At 35.5% G+C, this 19,909-nt stretch carries 13 protein-coding genes; 7 read left to right on the forward strand and 6 right to left on the reverse strand.

The genetic code is table 11. The annotated features are described in order from the left end of the window. Positions 1–59 precede the first annotated feature (59 nt). Entirely contained in the window at positions 60–1,838 is a 1,779-nt protein-coding gene (locus tag ACKXGU_RS07095) for a chloride channel protein (RefSeq protein WP_463467349.1), read from the forward strand. Between the two features lie 2 nt (positions 1,839–1,840). Then, complete coding sequence (locus ACKXGU_RS07100; RefSeq protein ID WP_463467350.1) at positions 1,841–2,074, forward strand: hypothetical protein; 234 nt, start codon at positions 1,841–1,843, stop codon at positions 2,072–2,074. On the opposite strand, the gene ACKXGU_RS07105 is transcribed toward ACKXGU_RS07100, so the two are convergent. Both ACKXGU_RS07105 and ACKXGU_RS07110 read right to left on the reverse strand, forming a co-directional pair. After that, positions 2,071–2,520 (reverse strand): nucleoside deaminase, encoded by a 450-nt coding sequence (locus ACKXGU_RS07105; RefSeq protein WP_463467351.1) that lies wholly within the window; start codon positions 2,518–2,520, stop codon positions 2,071–2,073. The two genes, ACKXGU_RS07100 and ACKXGU_RS07105, sit on opposite strands and share 4 nt — an antisense overlap. Before the next feature lie 66 nt (positions 2,521–2,586). Beyond that, entirely contained in the window at positions 2,587–5,226 is a 2,640-nt protein-coding gene (locus ACKXGU_RS07110; RefSeq protein WP_463467352.1) for a T9SS-dependent M36 family metallopeptidase, read from the reverse strand. Positions 5,227–5,363: 137 nt separating this feature from the next. Between ACKXGU_RS07110 and dxs the strand changes: the two genes are divergently transcribed. Next, the gene (dxs, locus tag ACKXGU_RS07115) at positions 5,364–7,130 is read left to right on the forward strand and encodes a 1-deoxy-D-xylulose-5-phosphate synthase (RefSeq protein WP_463467353.1); all 1,767 of its coding nucleotides are present in this window, start codon (positions 5,364–5,366) and stop codon (positions 7,128–7,130) included. Here dxs and ACKXGU_RS07120 read toward each other — a convergent pair. Together ACKXGU_RS07120 and ACKXGU_RS07125 are read right to left on the reverse strand one after the other, a co-directional pair. Further along, a complete protein-coding gene (locus tag ACKXGU_RS07120) occupies positions 7,127–7,252 on the reverse strand; it encodes a hypothetical protein (RefSeq protein WP_262496219.1) in 126 nt (41 codons plus the stop codon). The two genes, dxs and ACKXGU_RS07120, sit on opposite strands and share 4 nt — an antisense overlap. Positions 7,253–7,352: 100 nt before the next feature. Next, positions 7,353–8,696, reverse strand: coding sequence for a deoxyguanosinetriphosphate triphosphohydrolase (locus ACKXGU_RS07125; protein WP_463467412.1), 1,344 nt, complete (start codon positions 8,694–8,696; stop codon positions 7,353–7,355). Between the two features lie 182 nt (positions 8,697–8,878). Here ACKXGU_RS07125 and ACKXGU_RS07130 point away from each other — a divergent pair, with 182 nt between their 5' ends. After that, positions 8,879–11,689: a TonB-dependent receptor gene (locus ACKXGU_RS07130; protein ID WP_463467354.1), complete on the forward strand. Its 2,811-nt coding sequence runs from the start codon at positions 8,879–8,881 to the stop codon at positions 11,687–11,689. 45 nt (positions 11,690–11,734) lie between these two features. Continuing rightward, entirely contained in the window at positions 11,735–12,919 is a 1,185-nt protein-coding gene (locus ACKXGU_RS07135; RefSeq protein WP_463467355.1) for a multidrug transporter, read from the forward strand. A gap of 72 nt (positions 12,920–12,991) precedes the next feature. Here ACKXGU_RS07135 and ACKXGU_RS07140 read toward each other — a convergent pair whose 3' ends face one another. Next, positions 12,992–13,348, reverse strand: a complete 357-nt coding sequence (locus ACKXGU_RS07140; RefSeq protein WP_103053125.1) for a toxin-antitoxin system YwqK family antitoxin — start codon at positions 13,346–13,348, stop codon at positions 12,992–12,994. Between the two features lie 382 nt (positions 13,349–13,730). Here ACKXGU_RS07140 and ACKXGU_RS07145 point away from each other — a divergent pair, with 382 nt between their 5' ends. Next, on the forward strand, positions 13,731–14,930 hold the full coding sequence (locus ACKXGU_RS07145) for a porin (RefSeq protein ID WP_463467356.1): 1,200 nt from the start codon (positions 13,731–13,733) through the stop codon (positions 14,928–14,930). 75 nt (positions 14,931–15,005) lie between these two features. Then, positions 15,006–17,306, forward strand: a complete 2,301-nt coding sequence (locus ACKXGU_RS07150) for an anion permease (RefSeq protein WP_463467357.1) — start codon at positions 15,006–15,008, stop codon at positions 17,304–17,306. A 70-nt stretch (positions 17,307–17,376) separates the two neighbouring features. Here the strand turns inward: ACKXGU_RS07150 and ACKXGU_RS07155 are convergent, their stop codons facing one another. Continuing rightward, a complete protein-coding gene (locus ACKXGU_RS07155; RefSeq protein ID WP_463467358.1) occupies positions 17,377–19,854 on the reverse strand; it encodes a ribonucleoside-diphosphate reductase subunit alpha in 2,478 nt (825 codons plus the stop codon). Positions 19,855–19,909: the final 55 nt, after the last annotated feature.

A 19,909-nucleotide genomic window follows, 5' to 3' on the forward strand; every position in this document is an offset into this window, starting at 1 on the left:
CATAAAATCCTGCTCCATGCAGGATTTTTTAGTAGTTTTAGTTTATACTAACTAAATTGATGACTACACAGGCATTTATAAAACGAATACTCATTTTACGTTATAAGTATATCTCTCAAAAGAACTTTGTTTTTTTATTGAGTATGCTTATTGGACTTTTAGCTGGTTTAGTATCCGTAACCATCAAAAATATCACTTTTGGAATAGAATGGTTACTTGAAAAAGTCATTGTTTGGTCACAAAACAGCATCTATTTTATTTTACCCGTCATTGGTATTTGGTTGGTGTATTTATTTATGAAATACGTTGCTAAAAAACCCGTTGAACATGCCATCCCGAGTATACTATTTTCACTTTCAAAAAAAAATGGACTTATAAAACCCAGTAAAATATATTTACCTTTAATAACAGCTCCACTGACGGTCGGTTTTGGTGGTTCAGTTGGTTTACTTGGCCCTGCTATTGCTTCAGCATCGGCAATAAGTTCCAATATTGGCCAACTATTCCACATTGATAGAAAAACACGCACGCTACTCATTGGTTGTGCCGCAGCCGGAGCCATTGCCTCCATTTTTAAATCGCCCATTGCTGCCATTATTTTTGCCATAGAAGTATTCAGTCTTGATTTAACCTTTGCTTCTTTACTCCCATTACTCATTGCATCGGTTTCTTCGGTTTTGACTTCTTACTTTTTCCTGGGAGATGGCGTATTGTTCAATTTCAATGTGTCAGATAAGTTTTTATTAAAAGACACCTTGTTCTACATCGTATTGGGAATTGGCACTGGGATTGCTTCCATATACTTTTCTAAAATATACTTTAGCACCTATGCTTTTTTCAATCGGTTTAAGACCAATGGGCAAAAACTGATTGTTGGTGGTTTAGCCATAGGTGTCATGTTATATTTCATTCCGCCTCTATACGGGGAAGGTTTTGGGTTTATAAACGATTTGTTGGACGGTAATCATTTACATGCTTTGGGGCACACGCCTTTTGATAAATATTTAGGTAATATCTGGGTTATCATTGCCCTATTAATTGGAATAACCATCTTCAAAGCTGTCGCCATGACAACAACATTTGCGGCAGGTGGATCTGGTGGTATCATCATTCCAACCATGGTAATGGGTAGTGCTTTAGGAAATGTTGTTGCCAAAATAATTAATAATGTTGGTTTGAATTTTCATGTATCTGAAGCCAATTTTACCTTGATTGGTATGGCAGGTCTTATTTCTGGTGTACTTCATGCACCACTTACAGCGATATTTTTAATCGCTGAAATTACAGGTGGTTATGAGTTATTTGTACCATTAATGATTACGGTTTCTATGTCATTTATTATTACTAGAAATGCCGTTGAGCATACTATTTACACTAAAGAATTAGCTGAAAAAGGAGCCTTGCTAACCCATGATAAAGATCACAGTGTTTTGACTTTAATGACTCTAGATAGTGTGATAGAAAAAGACTTTATTACATTACATCCTGATATGTCCTTGGGAGACATGCTTCACAAGGGCGTAGCCAAATCCAACCGAAACCTCTTTCCTGTCGTTGATGAGAGTAAGCATTTAGTGGGCATTCTGCTTTTGGACGACATCCGTAACATCATGTTTGACCAATCATTGTATCATTCCACTTCTGTAGAAACGTTTATGCAAATGCCTCCAGGATTTATTGATTATAATCAGGATAGTATGAAGCAAGTAATGCAAAAATTTCAGGATTTGGGCGTTTGGAATCTCCCCGTAATTAAAAACGGGATTTATTTAGGGTTTGTTTCTAAATCCAAATTACTAACGGCATACCGACGGGAACTCATTAATTTTACAACATAACTATGAAATATGTAATTGCGTTTTTATTTCTTGTATCCATAGTTTCAATTATTGTTGGCTTTTCAACAGATTTAGACCTTTCAGAAAAATTAGTTGGTTTTGGCGTAATGGGTTTGTTCTTTGTTGTTTTTCCACTCTTTAGTTGGTATCGATGGAAAAACAAAGATGTCAAGGACTATCTTCTGACCAAGGAAAATTTAGATAAAATGCGCGAAAGGGAAAGTCAAAAAAACTAATTCAAATTTCGTTTCTCAATAAAAAATCGCTTCAACAATTTGGATGCTTCATCTGCCATGATGCCCCCTTCAATTTTGGTTTTGGGATGTAAGGTTGTTTTTAAATTTATACATCCGCGATCTTCATCTCGAGCACCAAAAACAATCCGCGATATTTGACTCCAATATAAAGCTCCTGCACACATTTGACATGGTTCAAGTGTTACATATAAAGTACAATCATGTAAATATTTACCCCCTAAAAAATTAGCAGCAGCTGTTATAGCTTGCATCTCTGCATGGGCTGTGACATCATTCAACAATTCTGTGAGATTATGTCCTCGCGCAATAATTCGATCTTTAATAACGACAACCGCCCCAACAGGTATCTCGCCTTTATCAAAAGCTAATTCAGCTTCCTGTAAAGCCTTTTGCATAAAATAATTATCATCAAATGGTGATTTCATAGTTCTATAAAAATAAAAAAAGGCAGCTAAATGAATAACTGCCTTTTACTATTTTTTTAATAAAAATTAATTTTTAATAATCTTATCGTTAGAGTTTATGAATTCTCCTCTAATATTCAATACATAGATACCCGATTGGAATGGTGTCATATCTACTTCAACTTCACCAAATAAATCAACACGTTTAGCATAAACCTGTCTACCGTTAATATCAGTTATTGTAATAGCAACATTACCAAAGTTCTTATTGGTTTTGATAAACACATTACCATTTGTTGGATTTGGATAGATTAAGTAGTCATTTTGATTGAACTCATCCACACTTAAACTTGTACAGTTAGATAAACTTGGATCGGTATCAGGCAATAAAGTAAAATCTTCTACCTGATCAGAATCATTAAAAGTCCCTCCTTCTGAAGCTCCTGCTCCTAATCCTCTATTGGCGAAAACTTCCCATATCATACATTGGTCTTCTCCACCAGTTATGGCCATATCCGCTGCTAATATAGCATCACGTCCGCTTACAAATCCTGGATTACATGGCTGTAATTTTAAAGCATCGGTAACAATTTGCATTACCTTATTGTTACCACCCGTACCATTATAAACGTCTTCATCAAAACCATATTTTTCTACATAAGCCCAAGTTAAATCCCATAACATGGTGCACCAAACAAAACCATTACTGTGCTGCTGGCCTCCAGTCTGATTGGTATAACCAAATGTAAAGTTATTTACTGCAAAAGACGTACTATAGGGTGCTTCTCTAATACCAGCTCCAGTAGTTTCTTGACCTACAGCATAAGTAGCCATCCCTCTTGGGTCTTCAGGAGAATCTCCAGCTTTCATGGTCATCACTAATGGATACCAATCAGACCATCCCTCTCCCATTTGAGTGGCACTATTTAAACAGTTAGTCGTATTAGCACCACCTGTTAATCTATTAGAAATTCCATGAGTATACTCATGGGCTACAATTAAATTATCTAAAGAACCATCTCTTTGATATGGCCCAGCTGTTACTAAAGTAGCATTGATATTATCACCACTTTCCAATCTATTGATTATAGCAGTTCCATCAAAGGAATTAATCATAATGGAAGGAATGGTAACATTATCACCAACTGCACCTGCAGCCATTGTTATTGGAGCTCCGCCTACATTATTGACCATAATAACCGCTACTGCACCTTCATTTTCTGCCGCTAATATCTTAAACCCAAACTCACAATCCCCTCTTCTAATAACAGCTATTTTCCCAGACAATTGAGCGCCATTTGTAATAGGCTGACAAGCATCGTGAATATCAGGATTCGCATTGCTATCATTAACCAATGCTAAATTTGCTGTTAGAGGCGTCGTTGGAAGTGGCGCACCAAAATTAGCTGAAATTCCCTGATAATCTCCAGCCAATATGCCGTTGTTAATAGTCAAGGGTGTTCCCGGAGGTCCTACCGCAGTCCATAAAAACATCGTCATTCCAGGGTTTCCTCCATCGGGAGGGGTTCCAAATGTAGCATTATTAAGAGCTGCCCCATCTTGTCCATCAGCAAAAACAAAATCATTACCCGCACCGCCATTACCATAGTTGTTTTGCTGGAAGTTTCCACTGGCCTCATCAAAACCATATTGATACCATACATCATGCATAATGTTGTTCATATAAAACAAATTGGTTAATGAAGCATCTTGATATCCTAAAGGTGGTTGATTTAAATTAAGAGGGAAATCAAAATTCAAACTCGCAGTTCCGTCTACTGAATACCCAATATCATCATTACCATCTGTATCTTCCATAACCCAAACGTTATTACCTCTAGTTATGGTAAATTCAGCACCGGATACGCCATTAGTATCGTGCCATCCGAATGGTGATGCCGTTACATTAGCAGGTTCAACTTCTAAACTTCTTACGCCATCATTCGGAGCTCCTGCTGGTAATGCAAAAACATTGTATTGGGATCCATCAACTAGAAGTGAATTCCTTTTAAACAAGCTGAATTCTTGAGCGTTGTTTACTTTAGCATGGCCATGGGAAGTATGGTTTGAATCTCCAAAATTACAGGTTAATATCCAATCTTTTTGATCAAGAATATTTCCAGAAAGCGCATCAACTCTGATACTCCACCAATTTTTACCGTCTATGGTATGGATACTTAAATCCCAAGCCAACATCAAATCGCCTTCTATGGTTTGAAAGTATACAAGTTCAACAGGAATCTGTGTTTTAGAAACACCGCCTGCTGTAAATACATATTTATGACCATTTTCTTCCAATAATTCTAAACTAGCAACCGAGCCTAAATTCAGCGCAGAAGCCACACGTTGAATGGCCGTTTGAGCATCTATTTGAGCATTTGTTGTATTGATTCTTTGATCAACACCTGAAATAAAACTATTAGCATAATAAAAAACAGCATTGTCTTTCACAGCAACACTGGAAATAGCATTAAAAATATTGATGCCTTGATAACGCTGATTTACATAAACATGAGTAATTTTAGTCTTTTTAGAATAAAATTCTTTGCTAATTACCAAGTCGGAAATATCACTGCTCGATAAATTGTAAGTGTCCTTTTCTTGGTTCAAATACGTCTGTATTCTAGTACCATATTCCGAATCCATTAAGCTGTTTTGAGAAAATCCAATATTGGCTAACAAAACAATACCTAAAAATGAAAGGAACTTTAAGTAGTTGTGTTTCATTTTGTAAAAAAAATTTGGTTATTATTTTTTTGATAATTTCACAAATATACACAAGAGATGTTGATTTTTATATCATTAACTTAAAATAATTAGCCAATTGATAATTATATCTAGTATTTTAATAATTTTACGCAATAATGACCGATAATATTTTAGACTCTATTACTACTCCATCTGACTTAAAAAAGTTGACAAAAACCCAACTAAAAAGTCTTGCCAAAGAACTGCGTAAATTTATTATAGATATAGTGGCAGTCAAAGAAGGTCATTTAGGGGCTAGTTTAGGTGTTGTTGAGCTAACCATAGCACTTCATTATGTTTTTGATACGCCTAATGATTTACTCGTTTGGGATGTTGGTCATCAAGCTTATGGCCATAAAATTCTCACCGGTAGAAAAGAGCAATTTCACTCCAATAGACAACTTCAAGGTTTAAGTGGCTTCCCAAAAATAACGGAAAGCGTCTATGATGCTTTTGGTACAGGACATTCGTCGACCTCTATATCAGCTGTATTAGGAATGGCTATAGCATCGCAATTAAAAGGTGATCTCAAAAAAAACCATATTGCCGTTATTGGAGATGCTTCCATAGCCAGCGGAATGGCCTTCGAAGGACTTAATCATGCCGGAGTAACAGACTCCAACCTATTGGTGGTTCTAAATGATAATGCTATAGGTATCGACCCAAGTGTTGGCGCATTAAAACAATATTTAACCAATGTTAAAACTGGAAACCAAAAGCAGGATAATATTTTTGAAGCCTTAAATTTTAATTATTCCGGTCCAATCGATGGTCATGATATTTCTGACTTAATTCAAGAATTAGAACGTTTAAAATCCATTAAAGGTCCGAAATTTTTGCATGTTATTACAACCAAGGGTAAAGGATTAAAGCAAGCTGAAGACAATCAAGTTACCTATCACGCTCCAGGGAAATTTGATGCCAATACTGGTGATTTGATTCCAAAAACTCCCCAAATTCAGCCTCCTAAATATCAGGATGTTTTTGGTCATACATTGGTTGAACTGGCTAAAACAAATAACATGATAGTTGGCATAACCCCAGCCATGCCTACTGGAAGCTCCATGAAATTCATGATGGAAGCCTTTCCCGATAGAGCGTTTGATGTAGGCATAGCAGAGCAACATGCGGTAACGCTTGCCGCTGGAATGGCGACGCAAGGTTTAATTCCATTCTGTAATATCTATTCCACATTTTTACAACGTGCCTATGATCAATTGATTCATGATGTTGCCTTACAAAACCTACCTGTGATTTTTTGTTTGGATCGTGCAGGATTAGTAGGTGAAGATGGTCCAACCCATCATGGTGTTTTTGATCTAGCCTATTTGAGATGTATCCCTAATCTCATAATTTTCGCTCCGAGGAACGAAATAGAATTGAGAAACATCATGTACACTGCTCAATCAAAAGAAATTAGTGGTCCTATAGCCTTAAGATATCCGAGAGGGCAAGGGATTACTTTAAATTGGAAATTGCCTTTTGAAAATATTGACATAGGGACAGGCATACAATTACAAGTAGGGAAATCATTGGCTATATTGAGTATAGGAACTATTGGAAACCTCGTTACCGAAGCCATTGCTGATTTAAATATATCCCATTACGATATGCGGTTTGTTAAACCTTTGGACAAAACTCTATTGCATAGAATTTTTAATAACTACACTCAAATTGTGACTATAGAGGACGGCTGTATGATTGGTGGCTTTGGAAGTGCCATTTCAGAGTTTGCCTCACAAAACAATTATAAAAACGACATCAAAATTTTAGGAATACCTGATACATTCATTGAGCATGGCAGTATTCCAGAACTTCGAAATGAGATTGGGTTAAATCCCAACCACATAAGAAACGTTATAAAAAATTTGATGAAAAGTTAATCTTCAACGTAAGATTGAACCTCAAAACCTGAAGCCTTATCAGTCGTTATTTCATTCAATGCCAATAAACAGGCGAATGTTACAAAAAAAATCACGATGGCTCCTAATATGTTCTTTTTCATGATATTACATTTAGCAGGTTACTGTTGCTAAAATTAATTATAACGCCGTTAAAAATCAAATTAATTCGACATAATGCACATTTTAGAAAGAATATTCTTACTAAATGTTTAAGCCTTCTATCTTTTTGTAATTTAAGATTGCTTGGCTATCTGACAAGGAAGCTACATAACTACACACGTTCAATAAGCGTTTATAGAGGCTTTCTTCTTCGACATCAACTTTACCTGCAATAGATTTTAAGATAAGCTTATCGTAATTTGAAGCTGTTCCAGAAAATGCGTTGTTAATGGCACCCACATACGTTTGAAGCAATATATTAATCACCCGGTAACCCATTATTTCCTTATCCACAACTTCTTTTGATAGGTAAATATTATTAACACTGATTGCTATAATATCATTAATTTGAGCTTCGTATTTACTTTTATCCAATAAAGCCATTCCAAATGAATCTTTAAGAATCTTGGCTTCATTTTCCATAAAAACATCCACCGCTTCATTTATAAGGGTATTAATGGCTAACGCCCTTAAATAGCTGACTCTATCTTGAGTTGTTTTAAGTTGGTGGTATTTTTTAGTTTGAATAGAATCCCTTACCAAGTTTATTAAATATTCCAATGCAAATTCTTCTGGAATAAGTCCGAGGTTAATACCATCTTCAAAATCGATGATCGTATAGCAAATATCATCGGCTGCTTCTACCAAAAAGGCCAAAGGATGTCTCGAGTAACTTAAATCATTATTCTGACCTCTTTTAATAAGACCCAGTTCTTCAATTAAATCCTCAAAAGCCTTCTTTTCACTTTGAAAAAATCCATATTTCTTATCGGCAATATGTTTTGAAGGCTTTTTGGGCAATGACTCTTTTGGATATTTCATGAAGGCCCCAAGAGTTGCATAGCTCAATCGTAAACCACCTTCTCTTCCAACTCGGCTTTCAGTTAAAATTTTCAATCCATTGGCATTACCTTCAAAATCACATAAATCCTGATATTCCTTTTCGGTCAACTCGGATTTGTACATGAGACCATCACCTGTTTTAAAAAACTCACCAATAGCCTTCTCTCCAGAATGACCAAATGGTGGATTTCCGATGTCATGAGCCAAGGCTGCTGCAGCCACAATAGCTCCAAAATCGTTTGGCTGATATCCATGCACTGTTTGCAAATGAGGATATTTTTCAATTAAGCGTTGACCGGCTTTTCGTCCTAGTGTTCTTCCAACCACACTAACTTCCAAACTATGGGTTAATCTGGTATGCACAAAATCTGTTTGAGACAAGGGAATAACTTGAGTCTTATCCTGAAGGCTTCTGAATTCTGAAGAAAATATCACCCGATCATAATCGACTTCAAACCCCAAGCGGGTTTCATCCTGTTCTTTTCTTAAGCGTTTATTGGTATCTCCGTATCGTTTTAAAGAAAGTAATTGTTCCCAGTTCATCATCAAAATTTAAAGCTTACAAGATACGTGTTTTCAATGTTAAGAAATCTTTTCCAAATAAAAATTTTTCGACGCTCCCTTAACATTCAGATAACGGTTATATGATTTAGGTTTAACCCGAAGTTAACTTTGACTTTACATATATAGGGTTTCTTTGCGGCAAGAAAATTTATAAAAAACTAATGAGACAAATACTTCTTATTCTACTATTATTTTCAGCTGTATTTTCATACTCACAAAGTACAGGGTCAATTGTAGGTAAACTAACTGACAAAGAATATAACGACGAACCATTACCGTTCGCAAACATATTAATTAAAGGCACAACAAAAGGTGCAACTTCTGATATGGATGGCCTTTATAGTCTAGACAATATCGAACCAGGAACTTACACGGTTGTGTTTAGTTTTGTTGGCTACCAAACTCAAGAGGTTGAAGCTACAGTAGTTGCTGGAAAAGTAACTGAAATTAACTTACCAATGTCTGCCAGTGCAGCTTCATTGGATGAGGTTGTGATTACTACCACCACTAAACGTGAAAGTGAAGTGGCACTATTATTAGATCAGAAAAAAGCGGTTGAAATCAAACAAAGTATCGGTGCTGAAGAATTATCCAGAAAAGGGGTAAGTGACGCGGCTGGTGCTGTTGCCAAAATTTCCGGTGTTTCAAAGCAAGAGGGTTCGAGTAATGTTTATGTAAGAGGTTTAGGAGATCGCTATCTTAACACAACTATGAACGGTTTGTCTTTACCTTCCAATGATGTTAATAAAAAGAATATTGACTTAAACTTATTCTCTTCAGATATCATTGAGAACGTATCAATCAGTAAAGCATATTCTACAAACTTCTATGGCGATTTTTCTGCTGGTAATGTCAATATTACCTCTAAAAATTATAAAGGTAACGGCTTTTTTGAAGCTTTTATTGGAAGTGGCTTTAACACCAATACTATAGACAAAGATTTTGTTAAGAGTGAAGGCACAGGTTATTTTGGTGATTACGCCAGATATGACCACAATCCGTTTGCAGTTGTACTATCTCATGGTATCGACCCAGAATCAGTGGAGACTCCTATTAATGCATCATTTGGTGCTGCAGGTGGCAAGTCATTTGATTTCAAAAATGGTTCTCGCTTAAGTTTGTTCGCAACAGCTTCATTTGAAAATGGCTATGAATACAGAAAAGGAACGAACCAAGACTTTACATTAGTAGAGAAAAAAGCTTATATCGACAGTGCTGAAGAATATGAATATTCAACAACAACGACTGCTTTGGCAAATGCTAACTATCGAATTGACGACAACAACAGTTTAAAGTACAATTCACTTTACATCAACAGTTCTTCTGATGTTGTTGGTTATTTTGGTATTGACGGAAAAGGTAGAAACAGAGATGGTATAGCGAGTACTGATGAAGGTTTTTATCAAATGAATGTGCAATTTGATCAAACTCAAATGTTTGTGAACCAATTATTGGGAGAGCATACTTCAGGAAAGTTAAAAGTTGATTGGGGTTTTGGTTATAACAAAGTGTATTCTAAACAACCTGACAGAAAACGTGTGAGTTTGGAAAATTATCAATTTGCTCTTGATAATGATCCAACAACAAATCCAACTTTTTACAACAACGTTGATTATGACAACCAACGTTACTTCCAGAATATTGAAGATGACGAATATAATGGAATCGCTAATCTAGCTTATGAAGTTTCTGATAAACTAAAGTTTAACTTAGGTTATAATGGCAGAAGTAAAACTCGTAATTTTAATAATATCCGTTACGGCTATCGCATTGTTGATACAGACTATCAAGTAACCGATGTCAATAACTTCAACAGCATCTTCAATGTTGGAAATCTAAACATTAATGAGAATTCCAATGGTATTTATGAACTTACTGTTATCAATAACATACCTGGACAATCTAATACCAACAGACCTGGTTTACCTGAAAACACCTATAATGGTAAGCTTGATATTTATGCAGGCTATCTAAATGCCGAAATTAAGGCTGGTAACAAGTGGTTGTTTGTGCCTGGTGTTCGTTTGGAATCTGTTGATCAACAGATTGCCTATGATGTTATCAACCTTGGAAACAGTGGAAAGAATGAAATTAGTTATTATGGCAATTTCTTTTTGCCAAGCTTAAACATTAAATATGCTGTGAATGATGATATGAATATCAGACTTTCTGGTAGTCAAACCATTTCCATTCCTGAATTTAAAGAAGTTGCACCTTTTGTGTATGAAAATATTTCAACGCGTATTGGTGGTAACCCAGATTTATTGGAGAAAGGTGTTTCTAAAATCTTGAATTTTGATTTAAAATATGAATGGTTCTTTAGCAAAAGTGAAATATTCTCTCTTGGAGTATTCACCAAAGAGATCAATGATCCTGTAAACTTGGTTGTTGTTGGTGATGCTACTGGTACACAACGTTATGTTAGAACTGGTGACAAAGCAACCGTTTATGGTGTTGAGCTTGAGGTTAGAAAAGACCTGTTAAGAGACGAAAATGAAAACAGTGTCTTATCGGCTGGTTTAAATGCTACTTATATGCATACTGACCAGGACTTGTATAGTCAAATTGACGGAACATTTGACTTAAGTTTTGATAAGGATTCAGATGAGTTACAAGGTGCATCTCCACTTTTATTCAATGCTGACATCAGTTATTCTCCTACGTTTAACAATTACAAACCTGTTGCCAATGTCGTGTTCTCTTATTTCTCTGATAGAATTGACGCACTTGGTTCTGGCCAGCTAGGGAATATCGTAGAAAAAAGTGTTCCAACATTAGATTTTATCTGGAAAAATACCATCAAAGATAACTTTGAGATAAACTTAAGCTTCAAAAACCTTTTAAATCCAAGCATTAAATATGTCAGGGAAGCACGACTTGGAGATGTTATTGTAAACTCTGCCAACGGTAAAGGTGTATCAGACTACAAGCGTGGAATGGATTTAGGATTACAACTAAAGTATAAATTTTAACACAACTATATTAATAATTAAAAAGAATAATTAAACTCAAAAACAATGAAAAATAATTTAATTTTAGGATTAGCGGTAATATCAATGCTTTTCTCATGTACTTCAGATGATACTTCTGATATCATCATCAATGACAACAGCGTTACCAACAACAACAATGGTGGTGGCGGTACAACAGATCCAGAAACTATTTTCTTATCTGGAACGTACACTCAAGATTTAACATTAGACCCAAATAACACGTATGTTTTAAATGGTTCTTTAATTATGGCTGCTGGAACAACATTGGAAATTCCTGCATGTATGACTATTGAAGCTTTAGCTTCTGGTGCTGATGTTTATGTTGCAATCTCTCAAGGCGCTAAGATTATTGCTAACGGAACTGCTGATTGTCCAATTGTATTTACTTCTAATGCATCTAATCCTGCTGCTGGTGATTGGGGTGGATTAATTTTATTAGGAAGAGCTCCTATTAATTCGGTAACTGGTTCTGCAACCTCTACTTCTGAAATTGCTGGTTTACCATTCGGTGGAACTAATGAAGCAGATGATTCAGGTATTTTAAATTATGTACGTGTTGAATATTCTGGTGGAGCTGCTGATGGTCAATCAGAAAACAATGGTTTCTCTTTCTACGGTGTAGGTAACGGAACCGTTGTAAACTACATTCAAGCTTACGAAGGAAAAGATGACGGTATTGAGTTCTTTGGTGGAACTGTAAATGCTAGCTATGTGTCTGTTGTTAACGCTCAAGATGATTCTATTGACTGGACTGAAGGTTACACAGGTACCATTACCAATGCTTATGTAAAGCATGGTGCAAGTCATGATAAAGGTATTGAAGCTGATGGTTACAATACAGACTTTAGTAATGCTGCTGGTTATTTCTCTAAACCAACTGTTAACAACTTAACGATTATTGGAAATGGATCAGCTACTGGAAATGAAGCTATTCGTTTAAGAGCAGGTACTCAAGGTATCTTTAATAATGTTTTGATTGAAGGTTTTGAAGAAGGTTTCGATTTAGATGGTGATGCTGGAGATAACCCAACAGGTGCCGGTGTATTAAGTGGTGATTTAAATGTAACAGATGTTACTTTTGTAGATGTTATCTTAAAAATGAAAAATGATACAGGTGAAACATTTACTGAGGCTGATTTTATTTCAGGTGACGGAAATGGTACTGGAACAGATTACGCTACATGGGGCGCAAACTGGACAGTTGAGTAAACCATAAGCAACAATATAAATAAAAAAAGCATCCAAAATATGGATGCTTTTTTTATTTATTGTAATTCGTTTTTAGTCACGCTGCGCCAAAGATGCTTTACTAGTCCATTCGTTAACACTAGCAATTGCGTTGTTACTATAATCTACTTCTTTTAAGGTTTCATCTTTCCAATAAAACCACTTGCCGACTTTCTTCCCATTATCATAATTCGCCGAAACCGTTTTTTTACCTTCTGCATCGAAACTTAACCACTCACCTTGTAGCTTACCATCTAAAGTATATGAACCTGTTTGGCTTACAACTCCATTGTCATGATAATAAGTAACATCAATTAAATTAGTGTCTTTGTTAAGTTTTAACTCTCTCTCTTGTTGTGCAAAAGAGACCACAGTAACTAATAAGGCAAAAAACAAAACTGTTTTCTTCATAATTATGGGGTTTTAGATATTATGTATCAAATATAGTTATTTATTAATATTAAAACAACGTTTACGTAACATTAATTTAACATTAAATCTTTATATGATTGATTTTCAATTATTTAAATATTAAAGATTATAACTTACAGCCTTAATAAAAACTTAATATTAGCATTACAATAAGGACATAATAGTTTATGTTATTTGTTATGTCTTAAGACATAAATAGTAATTTCATATAATCTATTAGTTTTTGTCGACTATATTATCATGAATTCTAGTGGCTGCCTTTGGCCAAGGCAGCCTTTTTAAATGTTTTTTAATAACTTTTAGGTAACATTAAGTTAACATTAGAGTTGGTTATTTGCAGTGACAAAAACTAACTTTTAAAATGAAATTAAAAACTATAGCAATTGTGCTATTCATGTCCATGTATTTTATTGGACATTCTCAAGAAAACCAATCCTACAATTCTTCAAAATTTGGTAAAGGTCTATTTAATTTAGTTGGTAAGGATAGCTCTTGGACTATGAAAATTGGTACTAGATTTCAATTTTTAGCCAGTAATTTAATGCAGGATGGATCTAGTCCTGAAACGAATTTCTTAATCAGACGCGCGCGACTAAAATTTGATGGTTATGCCGTAACTCCCAAACTAAAATATAAAATTGAATTAGGGCTTTCAAATCGTGATATGTCTGGAGTCTCTCAATTTACGGGTAATACGCCAAGGTATGTTATGGACGCCGTTATTAAGTATAACTTCTATCAGAATTTTGTTTTATGGGTTGGACAAACTAAACTTCCTGGCAACAGAGAACGGGTCATTTCTTCGGCGAACATGCAACAAGTAGATCGCTCAATTTTGAATGCTCGGTTTAATATAGACCGGGACATTGGTTTTCAATTAAGACATCATTTTACCCTATTTGATAATTTTATTGTTAGAGAAATTTTCGCATTTTCTCAAGGAGAAGGTCGTAATGTTGTAACTGGTAATTTGGGAGGTCACCAATATACTGGAAGAGTAGAATTATTACCATTTGGCAAATTTGAAGGTAAGGGTGATTATTTTGGTTCGGACTTGAAAAGAGAACAAAGACCAAAGCTTTCAATTGGCGTAACATACGATCACAATAATGATGCGGTAAAAACACGCAGTAATTTAGGTTCCTATATGGAAACCGATATCGGTTTTCATGAAACAAACATCAATACACTTTTCATTGATACCATGTTTAAATACAAAGGTTTCAGTTTAATGACAGAATATGCCAACAGAGATGCCAAGGATCCCATTGCTAAAAACTCTGATGGTACAGAAACTGGTGATGTTGTTCAAGTTGGAGAAGGACTCAATATTCAGACTGGCTACCTCTTTAAAAACAATTGGGAAGTATCAGGTAGATATTCTACAGCAACTTTAGATGAAAATATAACTGGAAAAAGTCCCGAAAAACAATACACTTTTGGTATTTCAAAGTATATTGTAGGACATAGCTTAAAAGTTCAAACGGATTTCAGCTTAATTGATATAGAAAACCAAGGTGATCAATACCTCTGTCGTTTACAATTTGATATCCATTTTTAGCATTAAATGATAACAATTAGATAACATTTTTATCAAAAACACTATAGATATTTGCAAATTCTTTTTAAATAAAATATGGATAATATATACTTATTAATGATCGTTGCCCTAGCCGTTTTAGCCATTGCTGATTTAGTAGTTGGGGTAAGTAATGATGCTGTTAATTTCTTGAATTCAGCCATTGGTTCAAAAGCTATTTCATTTAGAACCATTATGATTGTCGCCAGTATTGGTGTTGCAGTTGGGGCCATATTTTCAAGTGGTATGATGGAAGTTGCACGAAAGGGTATTTTCAACCCTGGAGAATTTATGTTCAATGAAATCATGATTATTTTCATGGCGGTTATGATAACCGATATTTTACTGTTGGATTTTTTCAATACCGTAGGTATGCCAACCTCAACAACAGTTTCTATTGTATTTGAGTTGTTAGGTGCAGCTGTTTGTATGGCTTTTATAAAAATCGGACATGATAATGGTGATTTTAGTGATGTTATAAATTACATTAATACATCCAAAGCCTCCCAAATAATATTTGGAATACTCCTCTCCGTTATTGTCGCATTTACAATAGGGGCCATGATTCAATGGGTTTCCCGATTATTACTATCCTACAATTTTGAGAAGAAAGCGTCTTGGGTAGGTGCTGTTTTTGGCGGTGTCGCCTTAACTGCGCTTACTTATTTTATCTTTATGAAAGGTATCAAAGGGACTTCTTATGCCAGTCAATCCTTTGACATTTTGGATGGCCAAACCATGAAAGATTTTCTTGAAACTCAAGTAATTTCAATTGTATCCATAAGTATGGTGTTCTGGTCAATACTATCCTATATTTTCATAACAGTTATTAAGACCAACATCTACAAACTGATCATCATAGTAGGAACATTTGCATTGGCATTAGCATTTGCTGGAAATGATTTAGTAAACTTTATAGGTGTACCCATTGCAGCCTACAACGCTTTTGAACAATGGTCGGTATCAGGATTAGCTGCTACAGATTTTCCCATGGATGTACTAGCGGAAAAAGTTCCAACAAATAATTGGTTATTATTTATTGCCGGCATGGTCATGGTTTTGACTTTATGGTTTTCAACGAAGGCCAAAGGTGTTGTGAAAACTTCGCTTGATTTATCAAGTCAAAGTGAGACAAAAGAGCGCTTTCAACCTAATTTTTTATCTCGTGGGTTTGTTAGATTTGCCATGTTGATGTCTCAAATGTCATCTTATATTTTACCTGAATCTTGGCAAGCTAAAATTGACAAGCAATTTGAAACACCTGTTATCTCATTGAAAAAAGATAAAACCTATGAATTGCCTGCATTTGATATGGTTCGAGCTGCAGTCAACTTGATGGTTGCTGCTGTTTTAATATCTATCGCAACTTCCTATAAACTGCCATTATCTACAACCTATGTTACGTTTATGGTAGCCATGGGTACTTCTTTAGCCGATAGAGCCTGGGGAGCAGAAAGTGCTGTTTACAGAGTAGCCGGTGTATTAAACGTCATTGGTGGCTGGTTCTTTACGGCATTTATTGCCTTTGTTTCTGCTGCCATTATTGCTTTTCTATTAAATTGGAATGTGAATGTTATGGTTCCTGTTTTGTTGCTTTTAGCAACTGTATTATTAGTTAGAAACTACATTTCTCACAATAAAAAAGTTAAGGAAACTAAAGCTGAAGACCGTTTACAGAAAGCAGAAAGTAGTTCGGTTCAAGGCGTGATTCATGAAAGTGCCAAAAACATTGCCAATGTGGTTAAGCGTGGTAATAAAATTTATACAAATGCTATAAATGGTCTTTCAAAACAAGATTTGCCTTTACTTAAAAAGAACAAAAATCAGGTAAACAAGCTTGCTGCTGAAATTGATGATTTACGTGATAACATCTTCTACTTTATCAAGAATTTAGATGAATCCAGTGTTGGAGCCAGTAATTTTTACATCAATGTTTTGGGCTATCTTCAAGACATGGCACAATCTTTAGAATACATCTCTAAAGTCAGTCATAAACACATTAACAACAATCATAAAAAGTTAAAATTCAATCAAATTAAAGAACTGAAACAAGTTGATGAATCACTTGAACAATTCTTTGTGGATACGAAAAATGCATTTGATTCGCGTTCATTTGAACAAATTGGAGATATTCTTAAAAACCAAAAGGAAATTTTTGATCTTGTTAATGAGAAAATCCAAAGACAGGTTGAACGTACAAGAACGGAAGAATCCAGTCCTAAAAACACAACACTGTATTTCAGTTTACTGCTTGAGACAAAAGACCTCTTAAAGGCTACCATGAATCTTTTAGAAGAATATCATGATTCTCATGACAGTTCGGTAGAGCCTGCTAAAATTGAAGATTCTGAAGAATAGATATTTGATTACTAAATAAAAAAAGCACCTCAATTAGAGGTGCTTTTTTTATAATTAACACGTATTAAAATTAAGAACCACACATCAGGCAATCGTCTCCTTCCGATTCTTTTGCTTGGGCAATTAAGGCCTTCATTTCTTCTGCTGTCATAGGTTCTATTTCGGCAGCAGCTTGATTTTTTTGAGCGAACTTCGCCGCATTTTTGGCAGCTTGTTGTTTTTGTTGCGCAACAACCGTCTCTGAAACCTCAACCACTTCGGCTGCTGGTTCTTCTTTCTTCTTGTTGTCCAATGTAAACTTAATCGCATCAACAGCACTTTTTGTTCTTAAGTAGTACATACCTGTTTTCAAACCACTCTTCCAAGCATAAAAATGCATAGATGTTAGTTTTGCCATGGTTGCACCTTCCATAAACAAGTTTAAGGATTGCGACTGATCAATGAAATAGCCTCTGTGACGTGACATATCAATGATGTCTTTCATACTCAATTCCCAAACGGTTTTGTAAAGTTCCTTGATGTCTTGAGGAATGATATCAATATCTTGGATGGATCCGTTGGCTCTCATGATATCTTGTTTTAAACCTTCATCCCAAAGACCCAGTTCTACTAAATCTTCTAACAAATGCTTATTGACGACAATAAACTCTCCAGATAATACACGTCTAGTATAAATGTTAGATGTGTATGGTTCGAAACATTCATTGTTACCTAAAATTTGTGAGGTACTAGCCGTAGGCATAGGTGCCACCAACAAGGAGTTTCTAACACCATGTTTTTTTACATCTTTACGCAATTTGCCCCAGTCCCAACGGCCGCTTAATTCTTCATCTTTAATGTTCCATAAGTTGTGCTGGAACTCACCTTTACTAATTGGAGACCCTTTGTATGTTTTGTAAGGTCCATCAACTTTAGCCTCTTCCATACTGGCTGTAACAGCAGCAAAATAAAGGGTTTCAAAAATTTCCTGGTTTAATTTTTTAGCCTCATCACTGGTAAATGGCATACGCAATTTAATGAATGTATCAGCCAATCCTTGTACACCCAAACCAATTGGTCGGTGACGGAAATTAGAGTTTTCAGCTTCTTTAACCGGATAGTAATTTCTATCAATAACCTTGTTCAGGTTCTTGGTAACACGTTTTGTAATACGGAACAATTCCTTATGGTCAAATTCACCATTTTTGATGAACATTGGCAAAGCAATCGATGCCAAGTTACAAACCGCTACTTCATCAGGTGATGTATATTCTAAAATTTCAGTACATAAATTAGAAGAACGGATGGTTCCTAAATTCTGCTGATTGGATTTACGGTTAGCCGCATCTTTATACAACATGTAAGGCGTACCTGTTTCTATTTGGGATTCTAATATTTTCTCCCAAAGCTCACGCGCCTTAATGGTTTTACGTCCTTTACCTTCAGACTCATATTTTAGATATAATTCTTCGAACGCTTCACTGTGTGTTTCATCCAATCCTGGACATTCATTAGGGCACATTAAAGTCCAAGGACCATCTTCCTGTACACGCTTCATGAATAAATCAGAAATCCACATCGCGTAGAACAAATCACGTGCACGCATTTCTTCTTTACCGTGGTTTTTCTTCAAATCTAAAAAGTCAAAAATATCGGCATGCCAAGTCTCCAAATAGATTGCGAAACTCCCTTTACGCTTACCGCCTCCTTGATCAACATATCTGGCAGTATCATTGAAAACTTTCAACATGGGAACAATCCCGTTGGAAGTTCCGTTGGTTCCTGCAATATAACTACCAGTAGCACGAATATTATGAATAGCCAAACCGATTCCTCCTGCCGATTGCGATATTTTAGCTGTTTGCTTTAATGTATCGTAAATGCCATCAATGCTATCCTCCTTCATAGTTAATAGGAAACAAGAGGACATTTGTGGTTTTGGTGTACCCGAATTGAATAATGTTGGTGTGGCGTGTGTAAAATATTTTTTGGACATTAACTCATAGGTCTCAATAGCAGCTTCCAAATCATTCAAGTGAATACCAATGGAAACACGCATAAGCATGTGCTGTGGACGCTCGGCTATTTGTCCGTTGAGTTTTAATAGATAAGAACGCTCTAAAGTTTTAAAACCAAAATAATCATAACCAAAATCACGGTTATAAATGATAGTCGAGTCTAATTTTTCCTTGTTTTCTTCAATGACTTTGTAAACCTCATCAGATAACAATGGTGCGTTTTTACCTGTTCTAGGATTTACATAATTATACAAATCAGACATAACCTCACTAAAAGACTTCTTCGTGTTTTTATGCAAGTTCGAAACAGAGATACGAGCCGCTAAACGTGCATAATCTGGATGTGCCGTAGTCATGGTTGCCGCTATTTCAGCTGCCAAGTTATCCAACTCACTGGTGGTTACTCCATCATACAAGCCTTCAATAACTCGCATAGCCACTTTAACTGGGTCTACCAATTCATTTAATCCATAACACAGCTTTCTAACTCTAGCTGTGATTTTGTCGAACATCATGGGTTCTTTTCTGCCGTCTCTTTTTACTACATACATACTTTACACGTTTTTTAGGTTTTCTGATACACCTTCAGAAAATGAGTTAATTAGT

This window comes from Hanstruepera sp. CR43 (assembly GCF_055227665.1).